General features: G+C 41.6%; 18 protein-coding genes. All 18 read right to left on the reverse strand.

Annotation, left to right across the window (positions count from 1 at the left end):
* Positions 1-7: 7 nt before the first annotated feature.
* On the reverse strand, positions 8-2,686 hold the full coding sequence (gene tssH / locus PSI14_RS04520) for a type VI secretion system ATPase TssH (protein ID WP_273574639.1): 2,679 nt from the start codon (positions 2,684-2,686) through the stop codon (positions 8-10).
* A gap of 80 nt (positions 2,687-2,766) precedes the next feature.
* Positions 2,767-3,807, reverse strand: coding sequence for a type VI secretion system baseplate subunit TssG (gene tssG, locus PSI14_RS04525; RefSeq protein ID WP_273574641.1), 1,041 nt, complete (start codon positions 3,805-3,807; stop codon positions 2,767-2,769).
* A gap of 10 nt (positions 3,808-3,817) precedes the next feature.
* The gene (gene tssF, locus PSI14_RS04530; protein ID WP_273574643.1) at positions 3,818-5,692 is read right to left on the reverse strand and encodes a type VI secretion system baseplate subunit TssF; all 1,875 of its coding nucleotides are present in this window, start codon (positions 5,690-5,692) and stop codon (positions 3,818-3,820) included.
* A 30-nt stretch (positions 5,693-5,722) separates the two neighbouring features.
* The gene (gene tssE / locus PSI14_RS04535) at positions 5,723-6,277 is read right to left on the reverse strand and encodes a type VI secretion system baseplate subunit TssE (RefSeq protein WP_273574645.1); all 555 of its coding nucleotides are present in this window, start codon (positions 6,275-6,277) and stop codon (positions 5,723-5,725) included.
* Positions 6,278-6,354: 77 nt separating this feature from the next.
* Positions 6,355-8,073, reverse strand: a complete 1,719-nt coding sequence (locus PSI14_RS04540; RefSeq protein ID WP_273574646.1) for a type VI secretion system-associated FHA domain protein — start codon at positions 8,071-8,073, stop codon at positions 6,355-6,357.
* Positions 8,074-8,166: 93 nt separating this feature from the next.
* The gene (locus PSI14_RS04545) at positions 8,167-8,658 is read right to left on the reverse strand and encodes an Hcp family type VI secretion system effector (RefSeq protein ID WP_273574647.1); all 492 of its coding nucleotides are present in this window, start codon (positions 8,656-8,658) and stop codon (positions 8,167-8,169) included.
* Between the two features lie 190 nt (positions 8,659-8,848).
* Positions 8,849-10,351, reverse strand: a complete 1,503-nt coding sequence (gene tssC, locus PSI14_RS04550; RefSeq protein ID WP_273574648.1) for a type VI secretion system contractile sheath large subunit — start codon at positions 10,349-10,351, stop codon at positions 8,849-8,851.
* Positions 10,352-10,354: 3 nt separating this feature from the next.
* On the reverse strand, positions 10,355-10,885 hold the full coding sequence (gene tssB / locus PSI14_RS04555) for a type VI secretion system contractile sheath small subunit (protein ID WP_273574649.1): 531 nt from the start codon (positions 10,883-10,885) through the stop codon (positions 10,355-10,357).
* Positions 10,886-10,993: 108 nt separating this feature from the next.
* Positions 10,994-12,076: a type VI secretion system protein TssA gene (gene tssA / locus PSI14_RS04560; RefSeq protein ID WP_273574650.1), complete on the reverse strand. Its 1,083-nt coding sequence runs from the start codon at positions 12,074-12,076 to the stop codon at positions 10,994-10,996.
* Between the two features lie 41 nt (positions 12,077-12,117).
* A complete protein-coding gene (tssM, locus tag PSI14_RS04565) occupies positions 12,118-15,807 on the reverse strand; it encodes a type VI secretion system membrane subunit TssM (protein ID WP_273574651.1) in 3,690 nt (1,229 codons plus the stop codon).
* 3 nt (positions 15,808-15,810) lie between these two features.
* The gene (locus tag PSI14_RS04570; RefSeq protein ID WP_273574841.1) at positions 15,811-17,037 is read right to left on the reverse strand and encodes a DotU family type VI secretion system protein; all 1,227 of its coding nucleotides are present in this window, start codon (positions 17,035-17,037) and stop codon (positions 15,811-15,813) included.
* Positions 17,038-17,048: 11 nt separating this feature from the next.
* On the reverse strand, positions 17,049-18,395 hold the full coding sequence (gene tssK / locus PSI14_RS04575; protein WP_273574652.1) for a type VI secretion system baseplate subunit TssK: 1,347 nt from the start codon (positions 18,393-18,395) through the stop codon (positions 17,049-17,051).
* Positions 18,388-19,020, reverse strand: coding sequence for a type VI secretion system lipoprotein TssJ (tssJ, locus tag PSI14_RS04580; RefSeq protein ID WP_273574654.1), 633 nt, complete (start codon positions 19,018-19,020; stop codon positions 18,388-18,390). The genes tssK and tssJ overlap by 8 nt, the downstream gene beginning before the upstream one ends.
* Before the next feature lie 34 nt (positions 19,021-19,054).
* Positions 19,055-19,447 carry a DUF4150 domain-containing protein gene (locus PSI14_RS04585; protein WP_273574655.1) on the reverse strand — a complete coding sequence of 131 codons (393 nt, stop codon included), beginning with the start codon at positions 19,445-19,447 and terminating at the stop codon, positions 19,055-19,057.
* A gap of 10 nt (positions 19,448-19,457) precedes the next feature.
* Positions 19,458-20,078, reverse strand: coding sequence for a DUF3540 domain-containing protein (locus tag PSI14_RS04590; protein WP_273574656.1), 621 nt, complete (start codon positions 20,076-20,078; stop codon positions 19,458-19,460).
* A gap of 14 nt (positions 20,079-20,092) precedes the next feature.
* Positions 20,093-21,160, reverse strand: a complete 1,068-nt coding sequence (locus PSI14_RS04595) for a pentapeptide repeat-containing protein (protein ID WP_273574657.1) — start codon at positions 21,158-21,160, stop codon at positions 20,093-20,095.
* Positions 21,157-23,751 carry a DUF2169 family type VI secretion system accessory protein gene (locus PSI14_RS04600; protein WP_273574658.1) on the reverse strand — a complete coding sequence of 865 codons (2,595 nt, stop codon included), beginning with the start codon at positions 23,749-23,751 and terminating at the stop codon, positions 21,157-21,159. Before PSI14_RS04600 ends, PSI14_RS04595 begins: the two co-directional genes overlap by 4 nt.
* 36 nt (positions 23,752-23,787) lie before the next feature.
* Positions 23,788-25,968, reverse strand: a complete 2,181-nt coding sequence (locus PSI14_RS04605) for a type VI secretion system Vgr family protein (RefSeq protein WP_273574659.1) — start codon at positions 25,966-25,968, stop codon at positions 23,788-23,790.
* Positions 25,969-26,299: the final 331 nt, after the last annotated feature.

Raw genomic sequence — 26,299 nt, forward strand, 5'->3', positions numbered from 1 at the left:
TATATAGCTAATCCGTGAATTGAAATTGGAACTCGCCAAGCTTAAGAGATACCTGAAGCTGATGATATTGCTTGTCGTTTGCACTGGCAAAAAGCAGTTGCTGGCTGATTTGCGGTAGCAGGGTATTTGTCAAGATTGCATCAACCATACGCCCACCTGACTCAATTTCTGTACATCTGCTGACGATATGCTCGACCATGACATCATCGAATGTCGCTGTAATACCATGGTTTTCCAACAGGCGTTTTTTAATTCTCCCCAATTGTAAGTGAACAATATTTGTCATCACTTCATCACTCAGTGGGTAGTAAGGAATAACCAGCAATCGCCCTAATAAGGCGGCAGGAAACACATTCAATAACGGTTTTCGCAATGCAGTGCTGAGTTTTTCTGGCTCTGGAGCAGTGTCTTGTTGAGTGCAAAGTGAACTGATTAGATCAGAGCCGACATTGGATGTCAGAATAATAATGGTATTACGAAAATCGATGTGGCGCCCTTCGCCATCTTCCATCCAGCCTTTATCAAAAACTTGAAAGAAGATTTCATGCACATCAGTATGGGCTTTTTCGATTTCATCCAACAAGACCACACTGTAAGGACGACGTCGGACAGCTTCCGTCAGTACACCACCTTCACCATAGCCAACATAACCAGGAGGAGCACCTTTCAAAGTAGATACTGTGTGTGCTTCCTGAAACTCACTCATATTAATGGTGATCAGATTTTGCTCTCCACCATATAACGTTTCGGCAAGAGCGAGCGCTGTTTCAGTCTTACCCACACCAGACGGGCCACACAACATAAAAACACCGACGGGCTTGTTGGGATCATCTAACTTAGCGCGTGAAGTGCGTACGCGTTTTGCAATTAACTCTAACCCATGATGCTGGCCGATGACACGCTGGCTCAGTGTATCAGCTAACTGCAATACTGCGTCGATTTCGTTTTTTACCATGCGATTGAGGGGAATGCCTGTCCAGTCTGAAACAACGGAAGAAATAATATTGCTGTCTACGGCAGCAAAGATCAGAGGCTCTTCTCCTTGTAAAGTTTTCAATTGTTGCTGCAACTCGGACAGCTCGGTGTGCTTTGTGGCAAAGTTATCATACTGGTCTTCATGCAATTGGGTTTGCAGATTAACAATTTTATTTATCAAGCAAAGTTCTTGCTCCCAGCGTTCCTGCAACTGAGCTTTTTGAGCTTCTAAAGCGGATAGCGCATTAAGAATGGTTTCTGAGCGTTGTTTATCACCGATACCTATCTTAGACTCGCGCTCGGCAATCTCCCGCTCAATTTGCAAAGCATCTATGCGATGACGACAATCTTCCAGTTGAGGTGGCTCTGCATGTTGGCTGATTGCAACTCTGGCACAGGCCGTATCCAATAGCGCCACAGATTTATCCGGTAATTGGCGGGCGGGGATATAGCGATGCGAAAGGCGCACAGCAGCTTCAACGGCTTCATCCAGCAACAGCACGTGATGGTGCTGTTCCAGCGCATTAACCAGACTGCGCAGCATGAGCAGTGCTTTAGTTTCGTCAGGCTCATGGACTTGAACCACTTGAAAACGGCGGGTCAGAGCTGGATCTTTTTCGATATATTTTTTGTACTCAGACCAAGTTGTGGCACCAAGAGTACGTAATTGCCCACGCGCCAATGCGGGTTTCAACAGATTGGCAGCATCACCGGTTCCTTGTTGTCCGCCTGCGCCAATCAAGGTATGGATTTCATCAATGAACAGAATGATTGGCATTGGGCTGGACTGTACTTCATCGATCACTTTGCGCAAACGAGATTCGAATTCACCTTTGGCTCCCGCACCTGCCTGCAACATACCTATATCCAGTAGCCAAAGCTGGACATCGAGCAAAGGCGGAGGAACTTCTTTCGCCACAATCCTCAATGCCAACCCTTCAATCACAGCGGTTTTGCCTACACCGGCCTCGCCAGTCAGCAAGGGATTGTTTTGGCGGCGACGCATCAGAATATCAATAATCTGACGAATTTCTTCATCACGCCCTGATACAGGATCTATTTCACCATTGCGTGCACGGGCAGTCAGTTCTTGCCCATATTGTTGTAAAGATGATTGTTTTAAAGATGATTGTCTTAAAAATGATTGTTGTAAAGATGATCGCTGTAAAGCTGGGTCTGCTGTGGTTTGTGACGTTGTCGCCTGCATGCTGGTGGATGATGTACTGGCTTGAGCTTCATCGCTATCGCGACAAATTTCATTGAAATTGTCGAGCAAAGTATCCGCATTAATGCGGTCAAACTGGGGAGAAATGGATTTCAGCGCATTGCGTAAATTAAAGGTTTTCAATATACCTATCAACAAATGCGCACTGCGAATTTCATTCACACCAAATTTCAGTGATCCGTATACCCAAGCGCGTTCTACAGCATTATCAATATGTTCTGAAAGATCAGAAATGGCACTGGCTCCGCGTGGCAAGCGATCCAGCGTCGTAATAATGTCTTTAGTCAGCGTGGATTCATCCAGTGAAAAGTAGCGGATAAGCTGCTGTAGGTCACTGTTTTGCTGCTGCATGAGTTGATGCAGCCAGTGAACTAATTCAACATAAGGATTGCCACGCAGTTTACAAAAGGTCGTGGCACTTTCTAAAGAGGTGAACAAGGTACGGTTAAGTTTGCCAAAGAGCACAGAACGACTGATTTCTGACATAGAATATAATCCGTCTTATTTGCGAAAATTATTTATTGGTAATGATAGAGTTTGTGCGGGGTAGGAAAAGGAATAACGCATCACTTTGGGGTATAAATTAAATCCCCACGATGGATTGATTGCTCAATTTTACCAAGCCAACTGTTCAGTCCCAATTTCGTCGGTTCAGAGAGATGAATGCCCTTGACATCCGACTGATGGAGAGTCAAGCGGACATCCCATGCATATTCAATCCCCAGATATTGATAAACCCAGTCACGCAACTGGTTTGATTTAGATTCTCCCGGCAAGAACATTTTATATTCAGCTATTCTTAGCGGGCCTAATTCAATGCGAAATTTATGTTGAATATTGTAGAGTGCAATTCCTAAAAAGGCCGATTCACCCAGACGGGGCATATTGCGTCCTGCTTTTAGTTGAGCTTGATCCTGTAATCCGACTTCTAGCCATTGAGGAATATTTTGCACAATTTTTAGCGGTATATTGAAATAATAGAACAGTATTTTTTCTAACCCTTCTGCACTATGCCCTTGACGAGATAAATGGCCGGATAATGAATAACGGGCATGATCATTAATCGTGTCTGGTGTTTGTTGGGCGGGCAATCCCATCCCCACCAAACAGGAGAGATAATGGCAAAAGCGTTGATTATCCTGACGATCGAGCGATACGGTTGGTTGAGTATTGGCCCAAGCCCGATAGAACAACAGTATTAGCCTATGGTGAAATAAATTGGCGAACGCGTTCAGAGTAGGATCTTGATAATTGTATTGCCGCGAATAAGTATATTCAGTTATATGCAGTGGCAATGGGCCATTGGGGCCGAACAAACCAAAACTGTAGATGAGCATGTCATACAGATTCGAATTTTTCTGTTGTTTGACCTCAGTAATGGTAGAGGGCGCGAAAATCATGGACGCTTTTTGTCCCAACCGCAAGATATCGTGTTTCGGCAATGGGGCAGATCCCAGCATATAATATGCTCCAGACTGGGCATCTATACGGCGAAGGGTTTGAAATAAGTCGAAATGCCAAGGCGTTTGGGTGAGTTGCTGCCAGAAGTTATCTGGCAAACGACATATACGATGAATAGAAATAGGTTTTTTTTGATTCATATTCATTTTCTGTCTTTTATATCAATTTTTTGTTACCCATACGGGCAGGCCAAAAACCGATATTGCCACGTTGCTGGCTATACAGTGTCATTTCAGTAAAAGAATTCATGGTGACCAGACGTGAGAAAAGTCTTTCCAATACACTGCCCAACAACCAAGGGCTGGCTCCCGCAAATTCTTGTTCATTTACTTCCAGCCTGATGCTGATACCACGGGCGAAAACAATCGGGCCGGGTTCAGGAACTCGTCGATAAATCGTTTTTAATGAACAATGGCGGATGCCATTAATCTGGCGAATGACAGCGGGCTCGGCAAGATTGGCATATAGACTTAACAATTGTCGCAGTGCCTGAGTGCCTTGTTCGTCATCTTTATCCATGAGGTTTAAATAATTGAGCTGAAGTTGGCTGATTAATTTCCAGGAAGCGGAACCTTGTTTTAAGGCAGAGCGTGGAATGGTGGGTCTTTTGAGAAATACAATTTGGTTGATGGGAATTGAATCTAGCATGGCAAAGTTATCGAGATCTTGTTGATGCAGCATTGCAGATAAATCACGGTTGGTACACATGACATCAGCAGTCAGGAATTTTAATTCATGGGGCCACGGAGAGTGTTGCTCATCAACAATGGAGACAAAAGTTTCTGTTCCGATATAACTGGTTCGGGTTCCGTAGCGATGGGCATGTTCAGATAAAATGCGTGGTTCACGGCGCACCGAAAAGTAAGAACCGTAATTACCCTTATCATCACTGAAAGTAGACCAAAAGGGTCTGAATATTTGTGTTTCTTTGCGTTTGATATCTGCACCATGCAGACGTTGTACCGAGAAAATTTCGTAATCCAGAGGACAAGTATTATCGACAACCAAATGGAACTCATTGGTGCTTTCTTCCACGGAGATACGCTCTGTGACTTTAGGGAACAAATTAATTACAGGTGTACTGTTTAAGGTCAGGTAAGAGACATCCACCAGACGTTCCAGATCGGGATCAGTTTTCTTTAAAAGCAGTATCAATTCAAATTCATTCTTTTCTGTTGTCTGTTTCAGCGAAGATTCCATGCCACTGATACTGAAAAATTGAAAGCGCGCAGGAAAAGCAAAATACTCTTGGAGTTGTCGGTAACCACTAAAATTGCGGGGATCATTGGGGAGTAATGACTGGTCATCATCAAATCCTTCATGATGTGGAAAAGTATCGGGCAAGACCTGATATTGGGGATCATCACCAAGAGTCTGACATACGATGCCAACAGAATGCTCCATAATCAGCTCCAACAATTGCTGGGATTGAATATCCGGCCCTGAAAGAAAAAATACCAATTTCTTGAGGTCTAGCTCATTGAGGAAGAATTTTCCCTGACAGCCAAGGCGAATGCGTAGTGCGCTGACAGCGCCATATTGATGAAGATTCAATGCCATGAGCGGAAGATTTGCAGGGATTCTGCCAAATTCAACGTTCTTCAGATACAGCGGCTGTAAGGTGACATCTTGGGTGGTGGTATAGTGGAAATTGATACCATCTTTTTTCAATGTTTGACAGTGCATGACTGTGCCACGCGGCACTAAAAATCCGTGGCTGATATCTCCTTTGCTGATATCTGGCTGGAGTTCGACGATTGCCATTGAAGGCGTGGGAGACAAATAATTGGGATACAGCATCTCCAATAATTGTTCAGAAAAGCGTGGAAATTCTGCATCCATTTTCAATTGAATGCGGGAAGTCAGAAAAGCAAAGCCTTCCATTAGGCGTTCAACATAGGGATCAACTACATCAATGCCATGCATTCCTAAGCGATTGGCGACCTTAGGGTAGAGTTCGGCAAATTCTTTGCCCATTTCACGTAAATAGACTAATTCACGGTTATAGTACTCAAGCAGTTTATTGTCCATAGCCCCTCTTATGTCTTCTTTGTCTCAACTTTATCCGGCTTCTTTTATGGTGAAATAACCGTTTTCCAGATCGATATCACTACGGAACAGGAATTCCAGTGGTCGGGGAACGCACCACAAAAATCCCCTTATTTCTATGGATAACGTGTTGTATAGAGTCAATGAATGGGTATCGGAAACACAACTCACTTCAAGTTCATCGGGAATGATGCGCGGTTCGAATATGTAAATCGCTGTAATGATTCTATGTTGAATATCTCCCCATTCTATTTCAGATAGGCATTTACCGGACAAGGGAGGCAAACCAAAGTTATAAACAGAATGGCGAATTTCTGGAAATCGGATGAGATTTTGTTCAGATTCAGCATTGATATTATTGAACAACCATTGCAAATCCCTCAGAACACTCTGCCGTAATGTACTGTGCGATAGCATATAGTTATTGATTGCTTCTTGTTTTTTATCCGGCTCATTATCTGTGAGCCTATCCAATAAAGAAGGCAGCATTCTATCTTTGACAGTAATGCGCGTAGCATTATTTCGGCTCTGATAACCGCTATTCAGCAAAGTGATATTGTCGTTCATGGATTACCTGCTTGCCATTGTGATTGTAAAGAGGGGAAGGTGTGAAAGTATTGTTAAGTTGAGGGTGATTATGCTGTTCAGTTTTGGGTGTTTTTAAATCGGTTAACTTCTGTTTCATAGGCTTGCAGGAAGTTTTCACTAAACAGAACAGAATCTTGTTCAAACTCACTCACTGTCCTTTGATAATGCTTGATGAAGTAATCCCACATTGCTGCTTTTTGGGTTGATAATAATGACAAACGCGGTACCCAATGATTTTCCCGGGCTTTTTGTTCAAGAATAGTAGGTTGGAATAAATGTAATATATTTGTCGCAATGGCACGTATCCCTGCAATCATACCCAATTGATGTGCCTGCAACTCGATCAAAATGTCACGGGTTGCCAGCTCAAGTGGCATAAATCCGGGTATAGGGTCACCAAGCATCAGTGCCAAAACAGATTGACCGGAAGGTAAAAGTTTAAATGGATTATTGATGTCGGTCAGGGCTTGCGTCATGCTTGCGTTTACTTCGTTTTTCAGTTGAGTACGTGATGCGTTGAGGGTGATGATGCCCTGAGTTAACTGGCTGATTAATAAGCCTAATTGATGCATATGTTGTTCATCAAATTGCAGGTGGTTTATATCTTTTAGTCCCATGCCATCCAATAAGGCTGTCAGTAATTTTCCCTCTAGTCTGACACTGCCGGTTTGATCTTTATGCCTCTCTTGATCTTTATAACTATATTGATCTTTATACCTATCTTGATCGTTGTGTAAGGCCTCTTCTTGCGGAGGTAAGGAAAATACCTGAGTAAATGTTTGTGTCTTGTTATGAACTGATTTATCTGTGGGCGCAGAAGCTGTTTCCGATGGTTCGAATGGCTCAAAGAGTTCAAATGACTCGGCTGGTTTAGACGGTTTAGAAACAAATGGAAATTGAGATTCAGATTGAGAAATAGTCACGTCATTCACTGGGTTCAGTGGTACAGCGTTATCCAACATCTGGTTCAAGAGATCATCATTTTTGGCATGTTGAGCTGGTTTAATGTGCTTATCAGAAAACAGCTTTAGTGGATCAATTTCCTGTTTCTTATCATTTTGATCATGATATTGCTCATTACGCGTCAATAATGTGGTTGGTGTATGATCATTCAGTATATTTTCCTGTTGGAAAGTGGTATCCGATTTGAACATACTAATGGGATCTGTCGCCCGTAATTGTAGGGCATCAAGGTCGGTTGTAGCTTCAATTTGCGCCAGTGGGTCAATCGGATTTCGTTCTTTATCGTGGAGTTGGCCTTTTATCAGAGGATTATTGTCGTTCAACTCCTGCTTAATCTGGCTCTGTATCGTTTGGTGTGAATTAGGGGGAAACGAGGTATCAGATGTGAGAATCTGTTCGAGATCGTCCCAAACTTCGTTAGGAACTCTTGTTTGATTAGGATTCACTGGATGTTCAGCATTGGCAACTTGAGTCGCTGCCTGTCGTGATGAACTCTTATTGGTATCAATAAGTTGGATCTGATAATTGCCAATATTCAACATATCACCATTGCGGACTTCAATCTGGCGATCGGGAGCCAGAGGTATCAAGTTCAGCAATACCTCAGAAGCTGAGCCTTGATTATTGATCCGACATTCTCCATCAACAGAAATGGACACAATGACCTGCAATCTGGCAATGTCCAGATTTTCATCGGGTAAATACCAATTATTTTCCGTACTGCGGCCGATCGTGCCCCCTGGGGCAGAAAAGTCATAACTCAGTTGTGGTGGTTGGTTTGAACCCGAATTTTTAACAATGGTGAATCTCATAATCATGAATGCCTATTGTTATGGATCCTATTGTTGAGGAAATAACCTTCCTGTGGATACCCACAGGAAGGTTCTGATGCGATTTATGTGTGTTTAACCGCCTTGGTTAGTATAAGAATCCCACTCATAGCTGACCTCAGCTCCTTTAGAACCTGAGCCATACTCTTGTGAGAAATAGCTTTCTTTATATTTTTGAAAGGCAATAAAAATGGCAGCATAAAACCCACCATCTCCGTATGCCAAGCTGGATCTGGCGACTAAGGCATTTGTCAAAGCTAATGTATACCAAAGTTCTTGTTTACCCCCTTGTCGACGTACATTAAGTGTCACTTCCTTAATGTGTGTCCCTTTGACGAGATACTGGCGTAAGGTAATAGCAGATTTGTCAAACAGAATATCCAAAGACAGGCCAGACACTGACACTATACCTGCACCTAATCCAGAGCCTTGAGCGTCCTGATTGACACGGTTAAGGACTTCAAGTGAAAACGATCTAACTGCTGTCCAGTCTTTATATGAGCTATCACCTGATTCGCCTTTAACGTCAGTAAAATTAATATATGCATCAATACCAGAAGTAGACATAATTTTCGCCTTATTAAAGTTGAGTAAATTAAAATAAACCAATAAATACATATTGGAATTATGGTTGAAGATATTATGCGGATTGAAATCTAAAGATAGGGAGGGAGGTTTTGCATAAGTACATGCTCTTTAATACATAAAAAAAATTTCTTAATTTCTTTCTTAATAACTTATTCTTGATAAATTAGCATTAGGCTCCTTTTAATGAAGGTAATTTTGAAACTAAACGTAGAGAAACAGTCAGGCCTTCCAGTTGATAGTGCGGGCGCAGGAAAAACTTAGCCTGATAGTATCCGGGGTTGCCTTCTACGTCTTCCACCTGAACTTCTGCTGCTGCTAGTGGTTTCCTCGCTTTGGTTCCCTGTGATGAGTTGACTGGATCGCCATCAACATAATTGACAATCCAATCATTAAGCCAACGTTCCATATCAGAACGCTCTTGAAAAGTACCAATTTTGTCGCGCACGATACATTTCAGGTAATGGGCAAAACGGCAACAGGCAAATAAGTAGGGCAAACGAGCAGCAAGGTTAGCATTAGCAGTAGCATCAGGATCATAATATTCCGCTGGTTTTTGCAGAGATTGGGCACCAATAAAGGCGGCCATGTCTGTGTTTTTGCGATGCAATAACGGAATGAAACCATTTTTTGCCAATTCTGCCTCACGGCGATCGCTAATGGCTATCTCCGTGGGACACTTCATATCCACTCCGCCATCATCAGAGGGGAAAGTGTAGCAAGGTAAGTTTTCTACAATCCCACCGGATTCTACACCGCGGATAGAAGTACACCAGCCATACAACTTAAAAGAGCGATTAACATTGACCGCCATAGCATAAGCGGCATTCGCCCAAGTGTAGTTGTTGTGAGTCGGGCCTTCCGTATTTTCCTCAAAATTGAAATTATCAACGGGATTAGTGAGAGCGCCGTAGGGTAGGCGGGAGAGGAAACGCGGTAGTGCCAATCCGATGTAACGTACGTCTTCTGATTCACGTAAACTGCGCCAGGGCGCATATTCCGTGTTTTGGAAAATTTTTGTCAGATCCCGTGGATTGGCTAATTCCTGCCAGGATTCCATTTGCATAACACTGGGTGATGCGCCTGAAATAAACGGGCAATGCGCTGCCGCACTGATCTGCGATATTTGGCGCAGAAGTTCAACATCCGGTGCAGTGTGGTCAAAATAGTAATCTCCCACCAAGCAGCCAAACGGCTCACCACCAAACTGACCATATTCCGCTTCATAGATCTTTTTGAAAATCGGGCTTTGATCCCAACTAACACCTTTGAAGCGTTTTAGTGTGTTGCTCAATTCCTTTTTGGAAAGACACATCACACTGATTTTCAGCATTTCATCGGTTTCTGTATTGTTAACCAGATAGTGCAAACCACGCCAAGCTCCTTCCAATGTCTGGAATTCTTTATGGTGCAAAATATGATTCATCTGTTGCGATATCTTGATATCAATTTCAGCAATCAATGATTGGATAGTGCGATAGGTATCACCAGAGATAGTAACGGTATTCTCTAACGCCTGCTGTGCCAGTGTTTTTACTGCATTTTCCACTGCACTGCGGGTATGATCACTTTGCGGGCGAAATTCTTTATCCAGCAATGTGCTTAGTTCATCAGGGGTATACTCTTTTGCTACCTGCGATTGTTGAATTTGAGTTTCTTGTTCAGTTGAGCTCATCAATTACTCCTTATCTTCAGTACCTTCTTCTGAAGCGTTATTTTCAGGATTTGGAGCTTCCGCCAAGGATTTCAGCAGGGCGGGGTTTTGCAATATCTCGGCAATCAGTTGTTCCGCGCCGTTTTTACCGTCCATATAAGAAAGCAGATTTGCCAGTTGGATACGAGCGTCCAGCAATTGGGCTAATGGCTCGACTTTTTTGGCTATGGCATCAGGTTGAAAATCTTCCATGGTTTCGAATGTTAAATCGATATTCAGCTTACCATCACCAGTTAGCGTATTTTCGACCTGAAAGGCTGCCCGGGGCTTGATTGAACTCATACGCTCATCAAAGTTGTCAATGTCAATTTCCAGAAATTTGCGATCATTGACGTCAGGTAAGGCTTCTACAGGTTTTCCTGCCAAATCAGCGATGACCCCCATGACAAATGGTAATTGAACAGCCTTCTCTGAGCCGTAAAGCTCGACATCGTATTCAATCTGTACGCGAGGAGAGCGATTCCGTGCTATAAACTTTTGTCCACTGGATTTCATAACAAATTCTCCATTACTGGCTAGATAACTAAGTTGATACCCTTTTATCTTTAAGCCACAGGGTTGCAACTAAAAAGCTATTGGGTATAAGAGGTTCTCTGACAAAAATTAATCCATGTCAGAGTTATTGGGGCGACCGAAAATACTCTCGATCTGATTTAATCCTTCTGGAACAAGGTCATAGATGATTTTAATAAAATCACTATCAATCAGTCGTAGGATGCGATCAATCATCATCGGTGCCGGATGGCTTGGCTCATGTTTAAGAAAATAAATTTTGGCTTTTTCCAATAAAATGCGGGCATCATCACGGTTACTGGCTTCGACTGCGTGCCAATGGGAAAATATCTCTTCTTCAGAAGTTTCAAGGGTTGTTGTTATTGAAGTCGTTTGTTCTGGTGCGGTTTTCTGCTTTATAAACGGTGTGGATTCAAGTGTGCCTGTGCCGTCAGAATTTTCTGGAATATCTATTTCTGGTTTATGTGCGGGATAAAATTTAATTATGGTATCCAACAGTTTTAAAAACTGTGGTAATTCAGGTACGTGATTGTTGGATAAATGATGGCTGATAATTCCAATCAGAGCAGTAAGCTGCCCACGAATGGTTATTATTGCCTGGATCTCAGAGCTATTAGAGAGTTTTTTTAATTCAACAACTAATCTGGTGCGCCCTCCGGTATAACCTTTAATTTCTGTGACTGTACCATTGAGCAGTAAACACGCATCGAGCAATGATAATTCCGTCGAAGCACTTTTTAATACAATCGCGTGCTGGGCTTTTATTGTACACGGAGCACCATCTTCAATGGCTGCCAGCGTATTCAGACGAAGTAAATGATCATATTCGCCATTAAATTCCAGTTTAGGCCACACATCTTCCCAATAACGCTCCAGAATCTGGCGAAGTAAACTCAGGCCATCGGCGTATCCACATAATCCCCGCATATTTAGCCATGCCTGCATAAGGGCGATGATGACACGCAGATCTTTGGAACGGGATAATAGGTGAACGGCTTGTTTTTCCACCTCTACCCAGTTGGGTGGTTCAGCAGGGATGAGGACATCACCAAATTGTTGCTCTGGTTTCTCGATCAACATTTGCTCTAATGCCAGAAATTCATCATCGTATTCGAGGTTTCCCCCGCAGGGAGATTCCGCACTGATTGGAGAGAGTAAGGCATCAATATTCATAGTATTTTCAGCTTATATTCAGTTCACAGTGGGGATATTTATCATGCTGCTTTAAGCAGCATTGGGCTTGGGCAGAAAAAAGTGGGGAGCTTAAACGGGCTGAAAATGCTGCTTGGGGTAAACTCCAGCGAGACATTATGACCACTGATATTAAATATTGCCCGTAGGCTCATATCGTCAACATGAGCTTTATCACCCCAAGTATGCTTTGCGTGATTCAATAGGCGGTTCAATGCCCAAAAACCCGAAGTTGATAAATTCGTAGTTGTACCATCACTTAAATTCAATTGAATGCGAACCTGATTAGTTTTAGCAGGGCCTGGCCAACTGATGAGTTGTGAAAGTTGCGGGCCGTGACTGTATTCTAATTTCTGTCCATCTACATCCAGTGTCATGCTCAATATATTGTTATCCATGCTGATTGGGCGAACCATGACGCGAAATAATGGCGTTGGGGTTCCGCTGGTAAATAACGCATCGCGGATAATTTGGGCTTGTTGGAAAGGTTTGAGTAACGTTTTTCCACCCGGCAAGGGCTTGCCATTCACTCCGGGCATAAATTGCCATGTAGGTAGAGTCGTATCTACTTTACCCTCTAAATTTTTCTGGAAAAAACTGTCCATTAAACCTGTTTTAGGGGCGAACATCAGTGCCATATCATCAGGCTTGATATCGCGCTGTGATTTCGGCATCAACGGATAGCGATTGGCAATCGCTTGATTGCAAAAAACACCGATTTCTGCACTGAAATGCTTATCGACATTTTTCATGTCACTGAGTTGAGTATCGCTACTGGCTCCAATCACAAGTGAGGAAACCATGTTCCTGAAAGGCATGGGCAGAAGTCCTGCTGTTGCTTGTAACTGCGTGATAATTTTATTGGGGGGCATGGGCATACCGATATTGGTTGCATGCTCGACTGAGATTAGATACTGATATAATTCACCAATTTCTTTTAATGTCTTATCAAAGGGAATATTTTGGTTTTTTTGATTTTCTTTTTTTGCCAGTTCAATAAATTGTGAAAAAAATTCTTCTATTTCCTGTTCTGGAGTCGGTTGATTATTATTTGGCAATATTTGTTTAGTGAGTTGTTTGGTAAGCTGCTTCGGGATGGGTTTGGGAGATAAATTTGTTAATTTGTCCGATTGGCTCTTCACAAGATTGCTGAGTTTTTTGTCATTATTACTATTTTCATTCAGTGTGACATTTTTACTGAGATTAATGAGAAGATTGCGCATAGGTGAGTCAAAAGAAGACAGCAAACGTGCTATGTTGATCCGCTGCTTTAAACTATCAATATGATTCAAACGAATATCCGCCAGAAAATTAACCCATTGATATATGTAGTCGTTAATATAAAACTGCTTAACGAGGGATTTAATTTCCTCATCAGTTTGTTCCCTCGTATTAATACCAAGTACCCAGTTATTTTGTGAGTACAAAGTTGTCAGAAAAGTATTGATATTTTTTTCGATACCTTTCTGATAACCGGCCGGAGTGAACATTCCCGGTATACCGTCCGTGATTGGTGCTCCGCTGATGCGCGAGAAAACCAACTCAGCTTGGGGACCCGCAAGTGTATCCAAACTTACGGGTGCTAAATCGGGATCATGAGTTAATTTGTGTTTCAAATAATTGTAAGCACGTTGTGCTGGCGGAATTCTGCTAATTAATGCTCGTTTTTTTTCGATTAGAGAGTCATCACGAATAAAGGGAGAGGTGACAAATTGGTTATCCAGCAATTGGCCGATATGCACCTCAATTTGCTGCAACTGCTCTTGAGTTATGTCTGCTTTTAAGTGGGTTTTCAAATATTGCATGACCCAATCATGCAGAAACTTACCATCATAATATTTAGGCTGATATAACATCTGATAAGCTTTTAGCGTATTGTAGGTTTTTTCTGCGTCATCATTGTTATCATTACGCAATTGGTCAGTAATGATTGCTGCTACCTGAGGCAACAATAATGTTTGTAACGCTTTTTTGTACAGAGATTGGCTGGCACTACTGACTTGTTCGCCAGAATACAATCCCATCCTATAGGATAAAGGAGGATCAAAAGAAAAAAATGGGCTTTTATCTAAATGGGTCAAACTCTGGTTTTCATCTAAATTGATCAAATTGTTTAAAATAGGTAATAAAGAGTAAATATCATTTGAATTCTTATTTAATTTATCCCCAAGTTCTACAATAGCCGGAATTTTTTCTTGTACTTTCAGTAGATAATTTTTGTTATTTTCATAACTGACTAAAAGTAAATTGGTCACTAATGCCAGTATTGCAATCGAAATAATATATCCTAATCCACCCCAAAAGCGTTTGCGATATACCCACCAGCGGTTACAACCTGCAATTCCTGCTTCTTGAAAGATATTTTCCAGTAAATTTTTCAGAAAATACGTTTCGTGGGTTAAGTTAGAATGAATAATTCCTTTATCATTTCCCCATGACATAGCATTGTTATTATTATCTGTTGGTAACTGAAAGCTATGATTTAATTTTTCCATGACATTGTCGAATGGTATCCCTTCTTGTGTTCCGCTGGTGAAATATAGCCCTCGTGGATAGTAAGGTATTTCAAATCCTGACTTTGCAAATACGATTTCAAGATATTGTGCAATCAGTGGGTGCAAAGTCGCAAATTCTTGTGGAAATAGATAACTTTCGGCACATTGCCGTGAATTGTGTCCGTTTAAGAGAATAGTGGGTAATTCAGCATCTAACCGTTGTTGTAATTGACTATATTGCTGCACAAAGATTTCATAGAGATCAAAATCAATTTTTTTATCCCACTTGTCCCACGGAAAGTTAAATCCCCAAATTTGCTCACGGGATTTTTTGTCAAAATGGCTGAAGTAAGCACTAAACCCTTTTAATAAATCAGTTTTGGTAATCATGACATAAATAGGGAGCTGTATTTTGAGCTGTTCATGTAACTCTGAAAGACGCCTGCGCAGAATATAAGCTTGTTGATCCCGTTTTTCAGTTGACGGATTCAGTAAATCTTCCACACTGATAGTAATAATGACGCCATTGAGCGGCTGGCGGGTACGGTACTTTTTCAACAGCCGGATAAAATTTTGCCATTCATCGGCATCTTGCTGGGGGAAGCTGTCCTGTGCGGTATAGCGACCTGCGGTATCGAGCAAAACGGCTTTATTGGTAAACCACCAGTTACAGCTATCCATGCCTTGCATACTGTACAAAGCGGATTTACCAAGATAATCCGACAATGGAAAATGCAGACCAGAGTTTGCCAGTGCGGTTGTTTTACCTGAGTTGGGTGCGCCGATAACCAGATACCACGGTAATTGATATATATATTGGCGATTGAAAAAGTTTATCCAACTCGGTTTATTTTTATTATACAAACCAGCAAAATAGGCTTTTTTTAATAACTTTGCAGCATCCGAAAACCGCTCTGCCAATGTAATATATATTTCTTTCTGCTTATTTTCTTCATTCTCATCCTGACTGATATTCAATTGCTTGACCAGCTTTTGATTGATCCATGAATGATACAGCCGTGGTATCACCTGATAGAGTAACCAAACAAAGAAGAAAGAAATAATGGTAATGACTCGTGTTGAAATTGATGCAAAAGGAACCGCATCACCAATGGAAATAATGGGACCAATAAACCAGATAATGAGAGAAATGGCTGTTATTCCAAGAAAACTCCATGTTAATCGACTAGTGATGATAGAAAAGAATACATTCAGCATGTTTTAGTTTCCTTGCATCGTGTGATTTACAGAAGAAACTAACAGTGTTATTTCGACTCGTCTGTTTTTGGCTCGATTACTGGCAGTATTATTTGGAACTAAAGGAGCATTGGCACCTTTTCCTTCTATTTTGATTCTTTCAGGTTGGTTCAGATAACGTTGAAGCTCTTTTTGTACAGATCTCGCTCTGGACAACGATAAAGAATAATTAGATACAAAACGTGAATAACGGGTGTTAATGGGAACATTATCGGTATATCCGACAACCAGAATTTTTCCGTTAAAATTATTCATGGCCTCAGCAATACGCCTGATGACATCCAAATAACTATTTTTGATCTGTATAGAACCCGTTTTAAATAAACCGTCTCCTTTTAATGTGATCACGCTTCTGTCAGGTTTGTCAATGACACTCAATAATCCCTCAGCCACTTCATCCCGTAGTATACTTTGCAAATTCAGGTGAGGGTGCATGGATGGCGACACTTGGTCACTGACTGCCATATTGGGCAAATTAATCTGGTAAATTTTTGCTAAAACGGGATTGATTTTGTCACTCAACCGCCAATCCAAACTTATATACAGAATACAGACTAAAAAAATTAATATTACTGTCGAGATCCATAACGGCAATGAAAAACGCCAAGATTTATTCGGTACGGTGATGGGCTGTGCTTTTCTTGACAATTCAACAGGATAATTACCTTTTATTGAACGGATTAACTGAAACAAACGTTGTTTCACAGTATCCAATTGGCTTCGGCCATTATCCATGACACGATAACGTCCCTCAAATCCAAGCTGGAGACAGAAGTTAATGAGTTCTAATAGAAATAAGTTATCTCTGGGGGTTTGCGATAATTTGGCTAATAGCTGGAAAAATTTTTCTCCTCCCCAAGTTTCATTGTGAAAAGTGACAAGCAAACCACTGCCGGACCACACGCTGCGAATCCCCCAGGGAGTGAGCGCAGCGGCTTCATCCAATGCTGTACATAAACAGTAGCGTGCACCAATGATCACTTCATAGGATATTTTGGCATGTTGACATTCCACTTCAAAACGCCGGATTTCGTTGATGAGTTGCTGACGCAAATTTGCCGGATCAGGGTGAACAACAGAATGCCGGATCTGAGGAATGGTGTTTAACAGCGGATTGGCGGCAGAAACCAACGGATTATGATTGGTTTCATCGGAAAGCATTCCATGTTCAGTTTTCTGCTTTTCCTGCATCATCGGCTTCATTACCTCGGTTTTTCCTGATTGCGGACTGCCCAAAACTCTATATTCAGACCAGGGAACTCACCGGCCAGATGCAATGCAAAGCCGCTGGATTTTTCCATCTGCTTCCACAAATCACCCTCTTTTTCTAATTCGAAATAGGTATAACCTGAATGCCAGGGAATTTGTCTGGGTACAGATGGCATCGTCCGCAGAGGAATACCCGGTAATTGCAATTGAACCAATTCACGTATGCGCCCAACAGGGGCAATCTTCATTTGGGCTGGGAAGTTACTCGTCAGCATCTCATTCGCAACGTCAGCATGGACGGCCAGAACAAAGCTGAACATATGAACCATATTGGCGTTGGGTAATGTCGCGATGTTTAAACCATGAGAGTATTCCGTTAACGGCAACTGAATCGCATGTTCTTCCAGAATGATGGATAATCCTTGACGCAGCCGAAACATGAGTTGATTGAAGCACTGCGTTAAATTGTCATGATCATAAATAGGTAAGTTCTCTTCTGGTACACGGCTTTGGGAGAATGTCGCCAATTCAGTTGCAAACTGTAACCATTCACTGAATAGCCGTTCTGGATGCAGTAATGATAGATTCCGCATATGGTTCACTTGACCGCTATAGCGATTCAACAGTGACAGCAAGAGAAAATCCATAATCTCAGAATCATTGTATCGCCCCAACTGTAACAGACGCTGGCTGATTTGTTGGCGGCGCTGCTCTAGCAGATCCTGTATATCGTTGATAAAGCCCGCGATTTGTGGATTTGCATGGCAGTTGAGCAGCGAAGGAATAAATAGCGAGTTAAGGTGGAGTTTCTTGTCACTCGTTTTATTCATGACATGCACGATGCTCAACGACGTCCATTCAGGAGTTAAATCAGACTCCAGCATCAGACGCAAACGCATTTTACCGAACTGTATTGCCGCGTTGCCGACTGACATGGCATTGAAGTCATTGACTTCAACTTCGAAGCTGACAAAGCGCGCTAAAGAGTCACTTTTTTCACTGAAAATCACCTCTTCTTTCCCTCTGCGGAAAGTTGGCAAAGCCAAAACAACATGGTTATCTGACTGATTTTCACCAAGCTTAAAGGGTATGGGAGCATTGGGGGCATCAAAATTAAAAGGGGTTCCGTCAGGAAAAATACCACTGGCTGAGGAAAGTTTTACTTTACCTTGATTGAGGAATTCTTGATCCAATTCGAGAGTCAAAAAACCCCAATAGTAGGGAGCTTGTGTTATTCCCCAATCACGAATATAGGCTTCCAAATAGTTTTCTGCCTGCTGAAAGTGGTGGGGGCGTAAAAACATACCTTCTGTCCAGATAACTTTTTCTGATCTATTCATTGGTTTCTTTAGCTCCAGCCGTACAACTTAAGTTGCATTCTTTAATGAGACTTAAGCCATTGTTAGTGACCTTTATGCACACATGTAGCTCGTTAGAAGGAGAACGCCAGAACTCGTAAAAAGAGGGTTTTTCAGGTACGGGAACGGGAAATGAAATACGCCATTTCTTACCGCTTAAATTTTTATACTCCGCGATGAGTCCGATATAGTTGGCTTCCGGTAAATTTTTTTCCAGCAGACAATGGGTGGGTTGGGAAGGACGTATAAACAACAGGTCTGAATTGACCAATTTATCGCCTAATGTCCCCTTGGCTTTGTCTTGCAGGGAAAAAAAATCGGCAGACATAAACTCTTCATTTGATTTTAGTAAAAAAACATCTACCTTCATCGGCGCTGAATCATTCACGTTAGGTTCAGTATCGAAGATTAATTTATAGGGAGGTGGTTTTTCCTTTGATGAACAGCCCGTTACGGCTGTCATAGCTATGATCGCCAAGGCTATGATCTTCAAAACTATAATCGTTAAGGCTAGAGCCGCCGGAATTGTGGTTAACAGAGCTTTGTATAGGGAAGTTCCTTTCCACCATAGCCTGATTGAATTTAAATCATCTTTTAAATTAGACATGATGCACTGTTAATAAAGTAAAAGATCACAAAGATTAGGCGGAGAGAATAAGAACCTTTGTTTGGCTGGGTACAATGCGGCAACCCATGGAGTTAGTCGAATTCTGCATGGTCGAACTTGATAACCGAGTAGCTGGCGTACCTTTGAGCAAGACAGAGTTGGCCCCCATGACATGATGGGAGGGGCCCATTACAGTGCCGGAAGCTATGCCACCGCTGACACCGGCATTATCTCCTGTTGTCATGGGTATGGTTGTTGCCAGATTATGCGCCGGACAGCCCATAAATAAGATGTTGAGCGCATTGCTTACACCGGTCGTGCCTTGTGCAATATTGGGATAAGGCACCGGTACAGTTGTAAACATCGGCGTCAGGCAAATATCGGGAGTGGCCAGATCCATTCCACCACCTTGAGAGTTAGCAAACATCGTTTTCCCCTTAGCCAATATGAATTTGTTCTGCATCGATTTTGGTGATGGCTTTTGCCGTCACGACAGTTTGTTGAGCATGTAATCGGGCATAGCTTTCAGCTTTCATATCCAGCTGACCGGCACGAACCTGCTCCGTTTGTGTTGTATGACGAAATAGGCGGTTGCTTAGTTGTGTTACCGTTTTCCAGAGAGATTCAAACTGATTGCCAACTAAGCGGGTAATTGAGATCCATGCTGACAGTGACTCTCCGCTGTATTGCATTTCACTGATATGACAGTTTCCATTATTAGCGGTGATCTTCAATCCATTGCTGTTCATACTTAAATTTCCCTGAGAGGAGATTGAAAGATCGCCGGGGACATTGATTTCAGCTATCTGCTGTTGTTCTGCTCGTTCTAATATGGCTAATATCCAGAGTTGGTTATTGATTTTTGTAATTAATACCGTATCTCCCATGCTGGGTGTCAGCAGGCAACTGGCAGCTTGTCGACAGGACCATCCACGGTTGTACTTGCTTTCCGCCATAAAGCTGCCGTCCTGAAGAACATTAGTGATCAAACCGGTCATTTGCTGCAATGGTTCAGTGGTAAGGGGGAATGTGGAAAGTGCATAAGCAGTTTTCGTCATTTTGATTCTCCTGATTAAGTTTTGTTATGTTGCATACTCCACTCTTCAGCGGCGAACAGTTCAGGATCATTTTCCAAGATGCCTTGGCGGTCAGAGAACAATGTTCCAACTTGTTGAGTTCGATGAAAAAGTGTTCTCATGAAGTGAGCAGTGCGAAAATCACTGTGGTTGACGTTTGCATAGGAAAAATCAGTGTAAGGCATATCACAGCCTATGAATTGCGCATTCTCTGCGTGCACTTTGTGCATTACTGCTAACGCGAGATTACTATGCCGGAAGTCAGCAGATTCAAGGTGTGCACTGATGAAAAGGGCTTGTTCAAACAGGCTGTTTTTGCAACAGGCCCGGGTTAAATCTGCTTCAATAAATAATGTCTGAGTTGCATTGGCATTTGATAGTAAAGCATTTTTTAAAATAGCACCTTTAAAATTGCAATTAGTCAGTATGGCGTGATTGAAATTTACGGAATCAAGTTGGCTATTCGTGAATTGACACGCTTTAAGTATCTGTTTATGGAAATTTTGATTACGCAGGTCACACTCAAAAAAAACAGTTCTGGTAAATTCACTGGCAGAGAAGTCACTTGTCCGTAAATCCTGACGAAAAAAAGTGACCAAGAAAAAATGACCATGACTAAATTTTGTTTGATCCATAGATGAGCCAATAAAGGTGATTCGATCAAAATGACTGTGGCTGAAATCGGCATATTCGAGTGAACAGGATGAAAACTGCGTATCGTTCTGTTTTGTCGCCTTAAATTGTGTTTTTTTTAAAACAGATTGATTGAATACGTTGTTTATCAATGTGCTTTTGTTGAAAACTACTCGCCCCAGATTGCACTTTTCAAAAACATTTTGCTCAAGTATGACCGAGTCGAAAATCGCTCTTTCTGCATGGCAATCGGTAAAAACGGATTCTTTTATTAAAGCATGAGAAAAATCAGCACCTGAAAAATCGACTTCTCTAAAAATTCCCCCGGATAAATCACGCCCGGTCAGGGATATATTTTGTAAATTGATTTTTTCAATAATCTCACCCTGTTTGATTTTGCCTACTAACTCATCGGCTGTCAGTAAACTCATATCACATCCTTATTCCGTTTAGGCAAGGTTTTGGTGCGTTTAATGTAAGCATTCGTAATTGAGGTTGAATCGCTGATAATTGATTGGGACATATCAGCACGGAATAGATTGGCTTCCTGCAATTCTGTGTTGTTGAAACTGCATTTCTGCATAAATGCGCTCATCAGGTTGGCGTTATTCAATAAGGCACCCCGGAAATCCGTTCTGGTAAATGTGCTTTGTACTGCATTCAGGTACTGCATATCAGCCGACTGACAGTTGGCTTCACTGAGATCACTGTTATTCAGTGTCGTGGCATAAAATTTAGCTTTAACCAGCGGCATTTGGCGCAAGTTGCATTCTGTTAAGGTAGCATGGCTGAAATCGGCTTGATTAAGCTCACTGTTCATGGAAAATGCGCAGGTCAGCATGTTGGCTGAATGAAATCGGATTCCATTTGCTTCCGTTTCTACCCATGAACAACTTTCTAGTTCTGCATGATCAAAAATCGCTTGTTTTAGTTTGCATTGAATAAATGAAATTTTATTCAGATTTGCGTGATTGAATTTAAGTGCAGGTAATTCAAGACCCATGAACGTACAGCCTTGCCATTGTGAATATTGGAAATCGCAATGTGTAATAAATATTTTTTGCAGGAATAAGTCTGTAAATATGACATGGTCAAAGCAGCAACGATCAAACCGGGTTTCTTGTAGCTGTGTTTCTTTGAAACTTGCAATAGAAAAGTCGCTTTGCTCACATTTAGCCAGTGCCAGACTGGCATGATCTAATTTGGCTCCACGTAGTGAAGCATTACAAATTTCAGTTCTGGCCAGCATGGCTGCATTGAAATTTGCTTCATCCAGTTGGCAATGATTGAAACAGGCGCTTTCCAATAAAGCGCGAGTAAAGTTGGCTCCCCGCAGATCCAGGCCTGAAAAATCAGCGCCGGTAAAATCCATGCCAGTGAAATCACCTCCTTGCAGCATGATTTTTTGTACTCGCTGTCGGATGATTTGTGACAGGCTGCCGGTTAAGCGTAGGGCAGGGGCTTGTTGTTGTACTGAAGACAAGTACATTGTGTGTATTGATTGTTCCAGTTGCGCCAGCTCTTGATCACTCAGCCCCATTTGCTGTTGCTGCTGGTGTAGTATGTCCCGCATTTTATGCAAATTTTCTGGCCCTCTATGCTGAGAGCCTGCCGTTAATTTTTCAACATCAATGTCTTGTTCTTTAGCTTTGGCAAGCGCCTCTGCTTGTTTTAACTCAGCCTCAGCACGTTTTTTGGCGACATCCTGCTCAATTTTTTCTATGAACTCTGGTAGTTCGCTTAGTTTGGGATAAGTGATTTGTTCAGTTTCAACGGGGATCAATGCATTGATATCTTGACCATATTCAGCCAGTCGCTCTTGTTGTTGTTCACGCAGGCGTTTTTCACGATTTCGTAAATTTTGCTCCAATGGAGAAGGCGTGTCATTTTTGAGTGGTTCTGTATCTAACCACGAACCAATAATTTCTTCAGGAATGAGATCTTTTTCCCGAAATGTATATAGAGCGCCTTTTTCTTTATCCATGCGTTGCTCAAGAACTCGCAGATAATGGCTCTCCGGACGGGGATGATCATGCGATTCCATTGCCGATATCATTTGCAAAACATCTCTGGCATCGTCTTCATTAATTTGCGCGCTTCCATGCCAGATTAAAATCATTTGTTCCAAATGAGGGAAAAACCATACGGTTGTCTTGCGCATGACAACTTCTTCAAAGATCTCCTCATCAAGACGCAATCGTTTGATAAAGCAACGTGCGTTCCATGATGGCAAAATACCTTCCTGAACAGGTTTTTCCGGATGCATATTCCAAATGCGCCACGCAGCTTGTTCTGGCAGTGTGGTATTTTCTTCCCACCATTGGTCTTCGGGGGCAGCATTAAATAATCGCCAGTCGATATCATTGGAAAAGCCGGGAAATTCATTGTCCAGCCACTCCTTATCGTATTTTTTCCCAATACGGGTAAAACGGCGTGGCCATATAAAATCCAAGGGACAAAAACTTGCCGGGGTCGGTGTTTCCTGTTGCGATGCTAATCGCTGTTGTGACATCAAGCGATTATGCAGAGCTTCAATATTGGGCAGCCGATGAATTTTTATCCCATTTTCCGTTTCCTCTGGATTAAAGCCGATGCCATGTGGGTTTTCTTCATAATCTTTCCCGCCAAAAGCCCGGCTCCAATCCAACCTCATCTGTTCAAAAGGCTGGGGTTTTGAGGGGGAATCATCAATCCAATAACGATCACCAAAAGCGGCTAATGTTTTATCCAGTTGATCAATTTGGATACGGGCAGCGCAGGCGGTTTTATCGGTCTGGTGGTGGGTGTAGGCATATCCTGTAGCCAAAAATTCAGCACAAGATTTAGGCATAGCCAAGTCGATAATACCATTGCAGTTTTTCAATTCATTTTCTGCCAGTTGCCAAAGTTCCGCCTCCGGACGCAAGCATGGCGTTGGTCCCATATCTGCGAGTGCCATAATGGAGATCCCAAGGTGATTTTTTTGCAACCAACGATAAGGCCGATAAAGTACACTCAGACGCAGCGGTTTGATGATTTTCATGGCAACCTTATTAGTATTTATTAATTGGTATCGTTATTAGTTGATGATGTGTAAGCTGCTGTTTGAAATATGGGTGTTTGAGCTTTCAATTGAAACATCTGAGTCGTTCAATTCCAGGGCCGACTTTGCAATCTCTACGCCTGTTTGACTGTGGGACATTATCATGTCACTGATATCAAATGTAGTTGATGATAGATTCATACCAGTCACATTTGTATTCGAAAGACAGGTGGAGGTTGATTTTCCCACAATGTTTATGCTGGCGGCTAATGCGGACATAGCGAGAATGTTAGCTGAAAAAATAGATTTCGGGCAATTTATTACCACATCGGTATCACTTTTTATCGTAATGGTATTAGGGCTTGAGATCATCGTCACACCTGTAATGTTCTGTACCCAATTGCCGTTAATTTTTGCGTTTAGATTCCCAGTAAGCTTGTAAGTATCTCCTCCGTTGATCTCTGTTTTTCGGCCATTTTTAATGGTCTCTTGCTGACCATCTTTGATTGTTAATGTATCTTTACCTTTAATAGTTGTTTCATGGTTTGCTTTATAAGTAAAACTAGCATTGCCTGTTACGGTGTCTTTCTGTTCTTTTTTTATTTCAGTGGTACGGCTGCCATCAATAGTGACTTTTTTATCTTTTTCCACCGAAATATTCATGTCACGTTCTGCGTGCAAATCAAATAATTCTTTATCTGGCTCATCATCAAAAAAGAGGTAATTTGCCTGTTCGTGCTTACCTCCCTTCGTGTTTGACATAATACCAACTCGGGTTTCATGTTTGGGCAGTTCCCAAGGTGGCATATTTTCATTGTTGTAAGTGCTGCCGATGACTAAAGGTTTATCGGGGTCACCATTGACGAAACTAATAACAACTTCTTCACCAACGCGGGGAACACTAATACTGCCATAACGCCAACCAGCCCAGTGAGCTGCAACACGTACCCAGCAAGAGCGGGTATCATCTTTTTTATCGTCTTTATCCCAACGGAATTTCACTTTGATACGACCGTATTTATCGGTCCATATTTGCTTATCTTTCGGGCCGGTGACAATGGCGGTTTCAAGGCCATTTACTTTTGGCCACGGTGTTATTGCCAGAGGTTTCCAATGGGTGTTAGCCGGAATTGCATCAAATTGAATGGTGTTTTTATTGGTATTTGTATCAAAAAAATTGTCAGCGGTATCTTTAATCAACTCTTCAATAGGGTTGTTTAGGTAAGGTTTTTCATAAAGCGCGTATTGTGTGCCTATAATTAAATAGTCACCGTGATCATCACCTTTGATGTCATGGGGTAGTGATAGCGTGAAAATATGCCCCGGAGCCATTCCCAATACATTGCCTTTTCCATCAATCAACTCACTTTTTGCTTCGGAAGCTTGTTGACGAACCCGGGCATAAAATTGTCCTTGCTCATTTTCTATATAGCGTCCGGGCCAAATGAATATCTCTGTGTTATCAACAGAACTGGTCGGAGTTTGGACAGCAGTATATAACTTGGCCCGTGGTTTACGGAAATCGTAGTCATCAAGACTGTAAGTATTTGGTATGGTGATACTAGAGACACTCCAGTTATAGATATATTCTGTGAGTTTTTCATTCATCGAATGACCAGAGCTGATATATTTAATCTTTTTATATCCAGGCATTGACTCATGTGATTGAGGGGCGTCAACCAAAATCATGGTATGGTTTCCCATCTCATGTTTGAAATAATAATAAATCCCTTCATGCTCCATCAGACGATGGATAAAATCGAAGTCAGTTTCATTATGTTTGACGCAATATTCCCAAGTACGATATTTTTCAACGAGTTGCTTCTCAAAGAGAATACCCGCTTTACTCAATACCTCGGAGATAATATCGGGTACAGTTTTATCTTGCCAAATGCTGTAACCAAATCTTTGGTTCAATTCCCATAATTTAGGCCTGACTTTTGCGGTATATAAATAAAGCCTGTCATCATATTTATAGAATGGTGCATAGGATATTTTTTCTATATAGCCACTTAAGTATCTTGTTGGTAATGAATTATTTTTTATTTCTACCGTTAATACTGTATTATGCAGAGATATCGGATTTGATAACCTCTTCTTACTCAATAATTCAACCTCAAACTCATAGGCTTCTGATAATCTTTCTATTCCTTTCAATGACTTGAAAAGTAAAGATTCTTCAGATAATGAGGTATGTGCGACAAATTGTCTCTCCATAATATGTCCTTGCTTTTGTTTAAAGCTACCGCATATTCCTTGGCAGGCAAGGAACATACAAAAAGAGTAATGTATAAGGATAGTTTCTCTGATATTGAGTTAAGCATAATGTTTACTATTTGCAATCTGTGAAAGTTATTTCGTTTAGGGAATATATAAGTTTACTTTTATCATTCAACTGAATTTAATTAACCCAGATAGGTATGTAATTATTAAACAAGGTTTTTTCAAAAGACAAAAATTTGTTTGTTACTAAAAATGATTGAAATATGTTTATTCAAGCTTATTTTAAGATAAAAAAGTATAACTTATTAATTATAAGTTGAATTTA

The organism is Xenorhabdus anantnagensis, assembly GCF_028598555.1.
GTDB lineage: Bacteria > Pseudomonadota > Gammaproteobacteria > Enterobacterales > Enterobacteriaceae > Xenorhabdus > Xenorhabdus anantnagensis.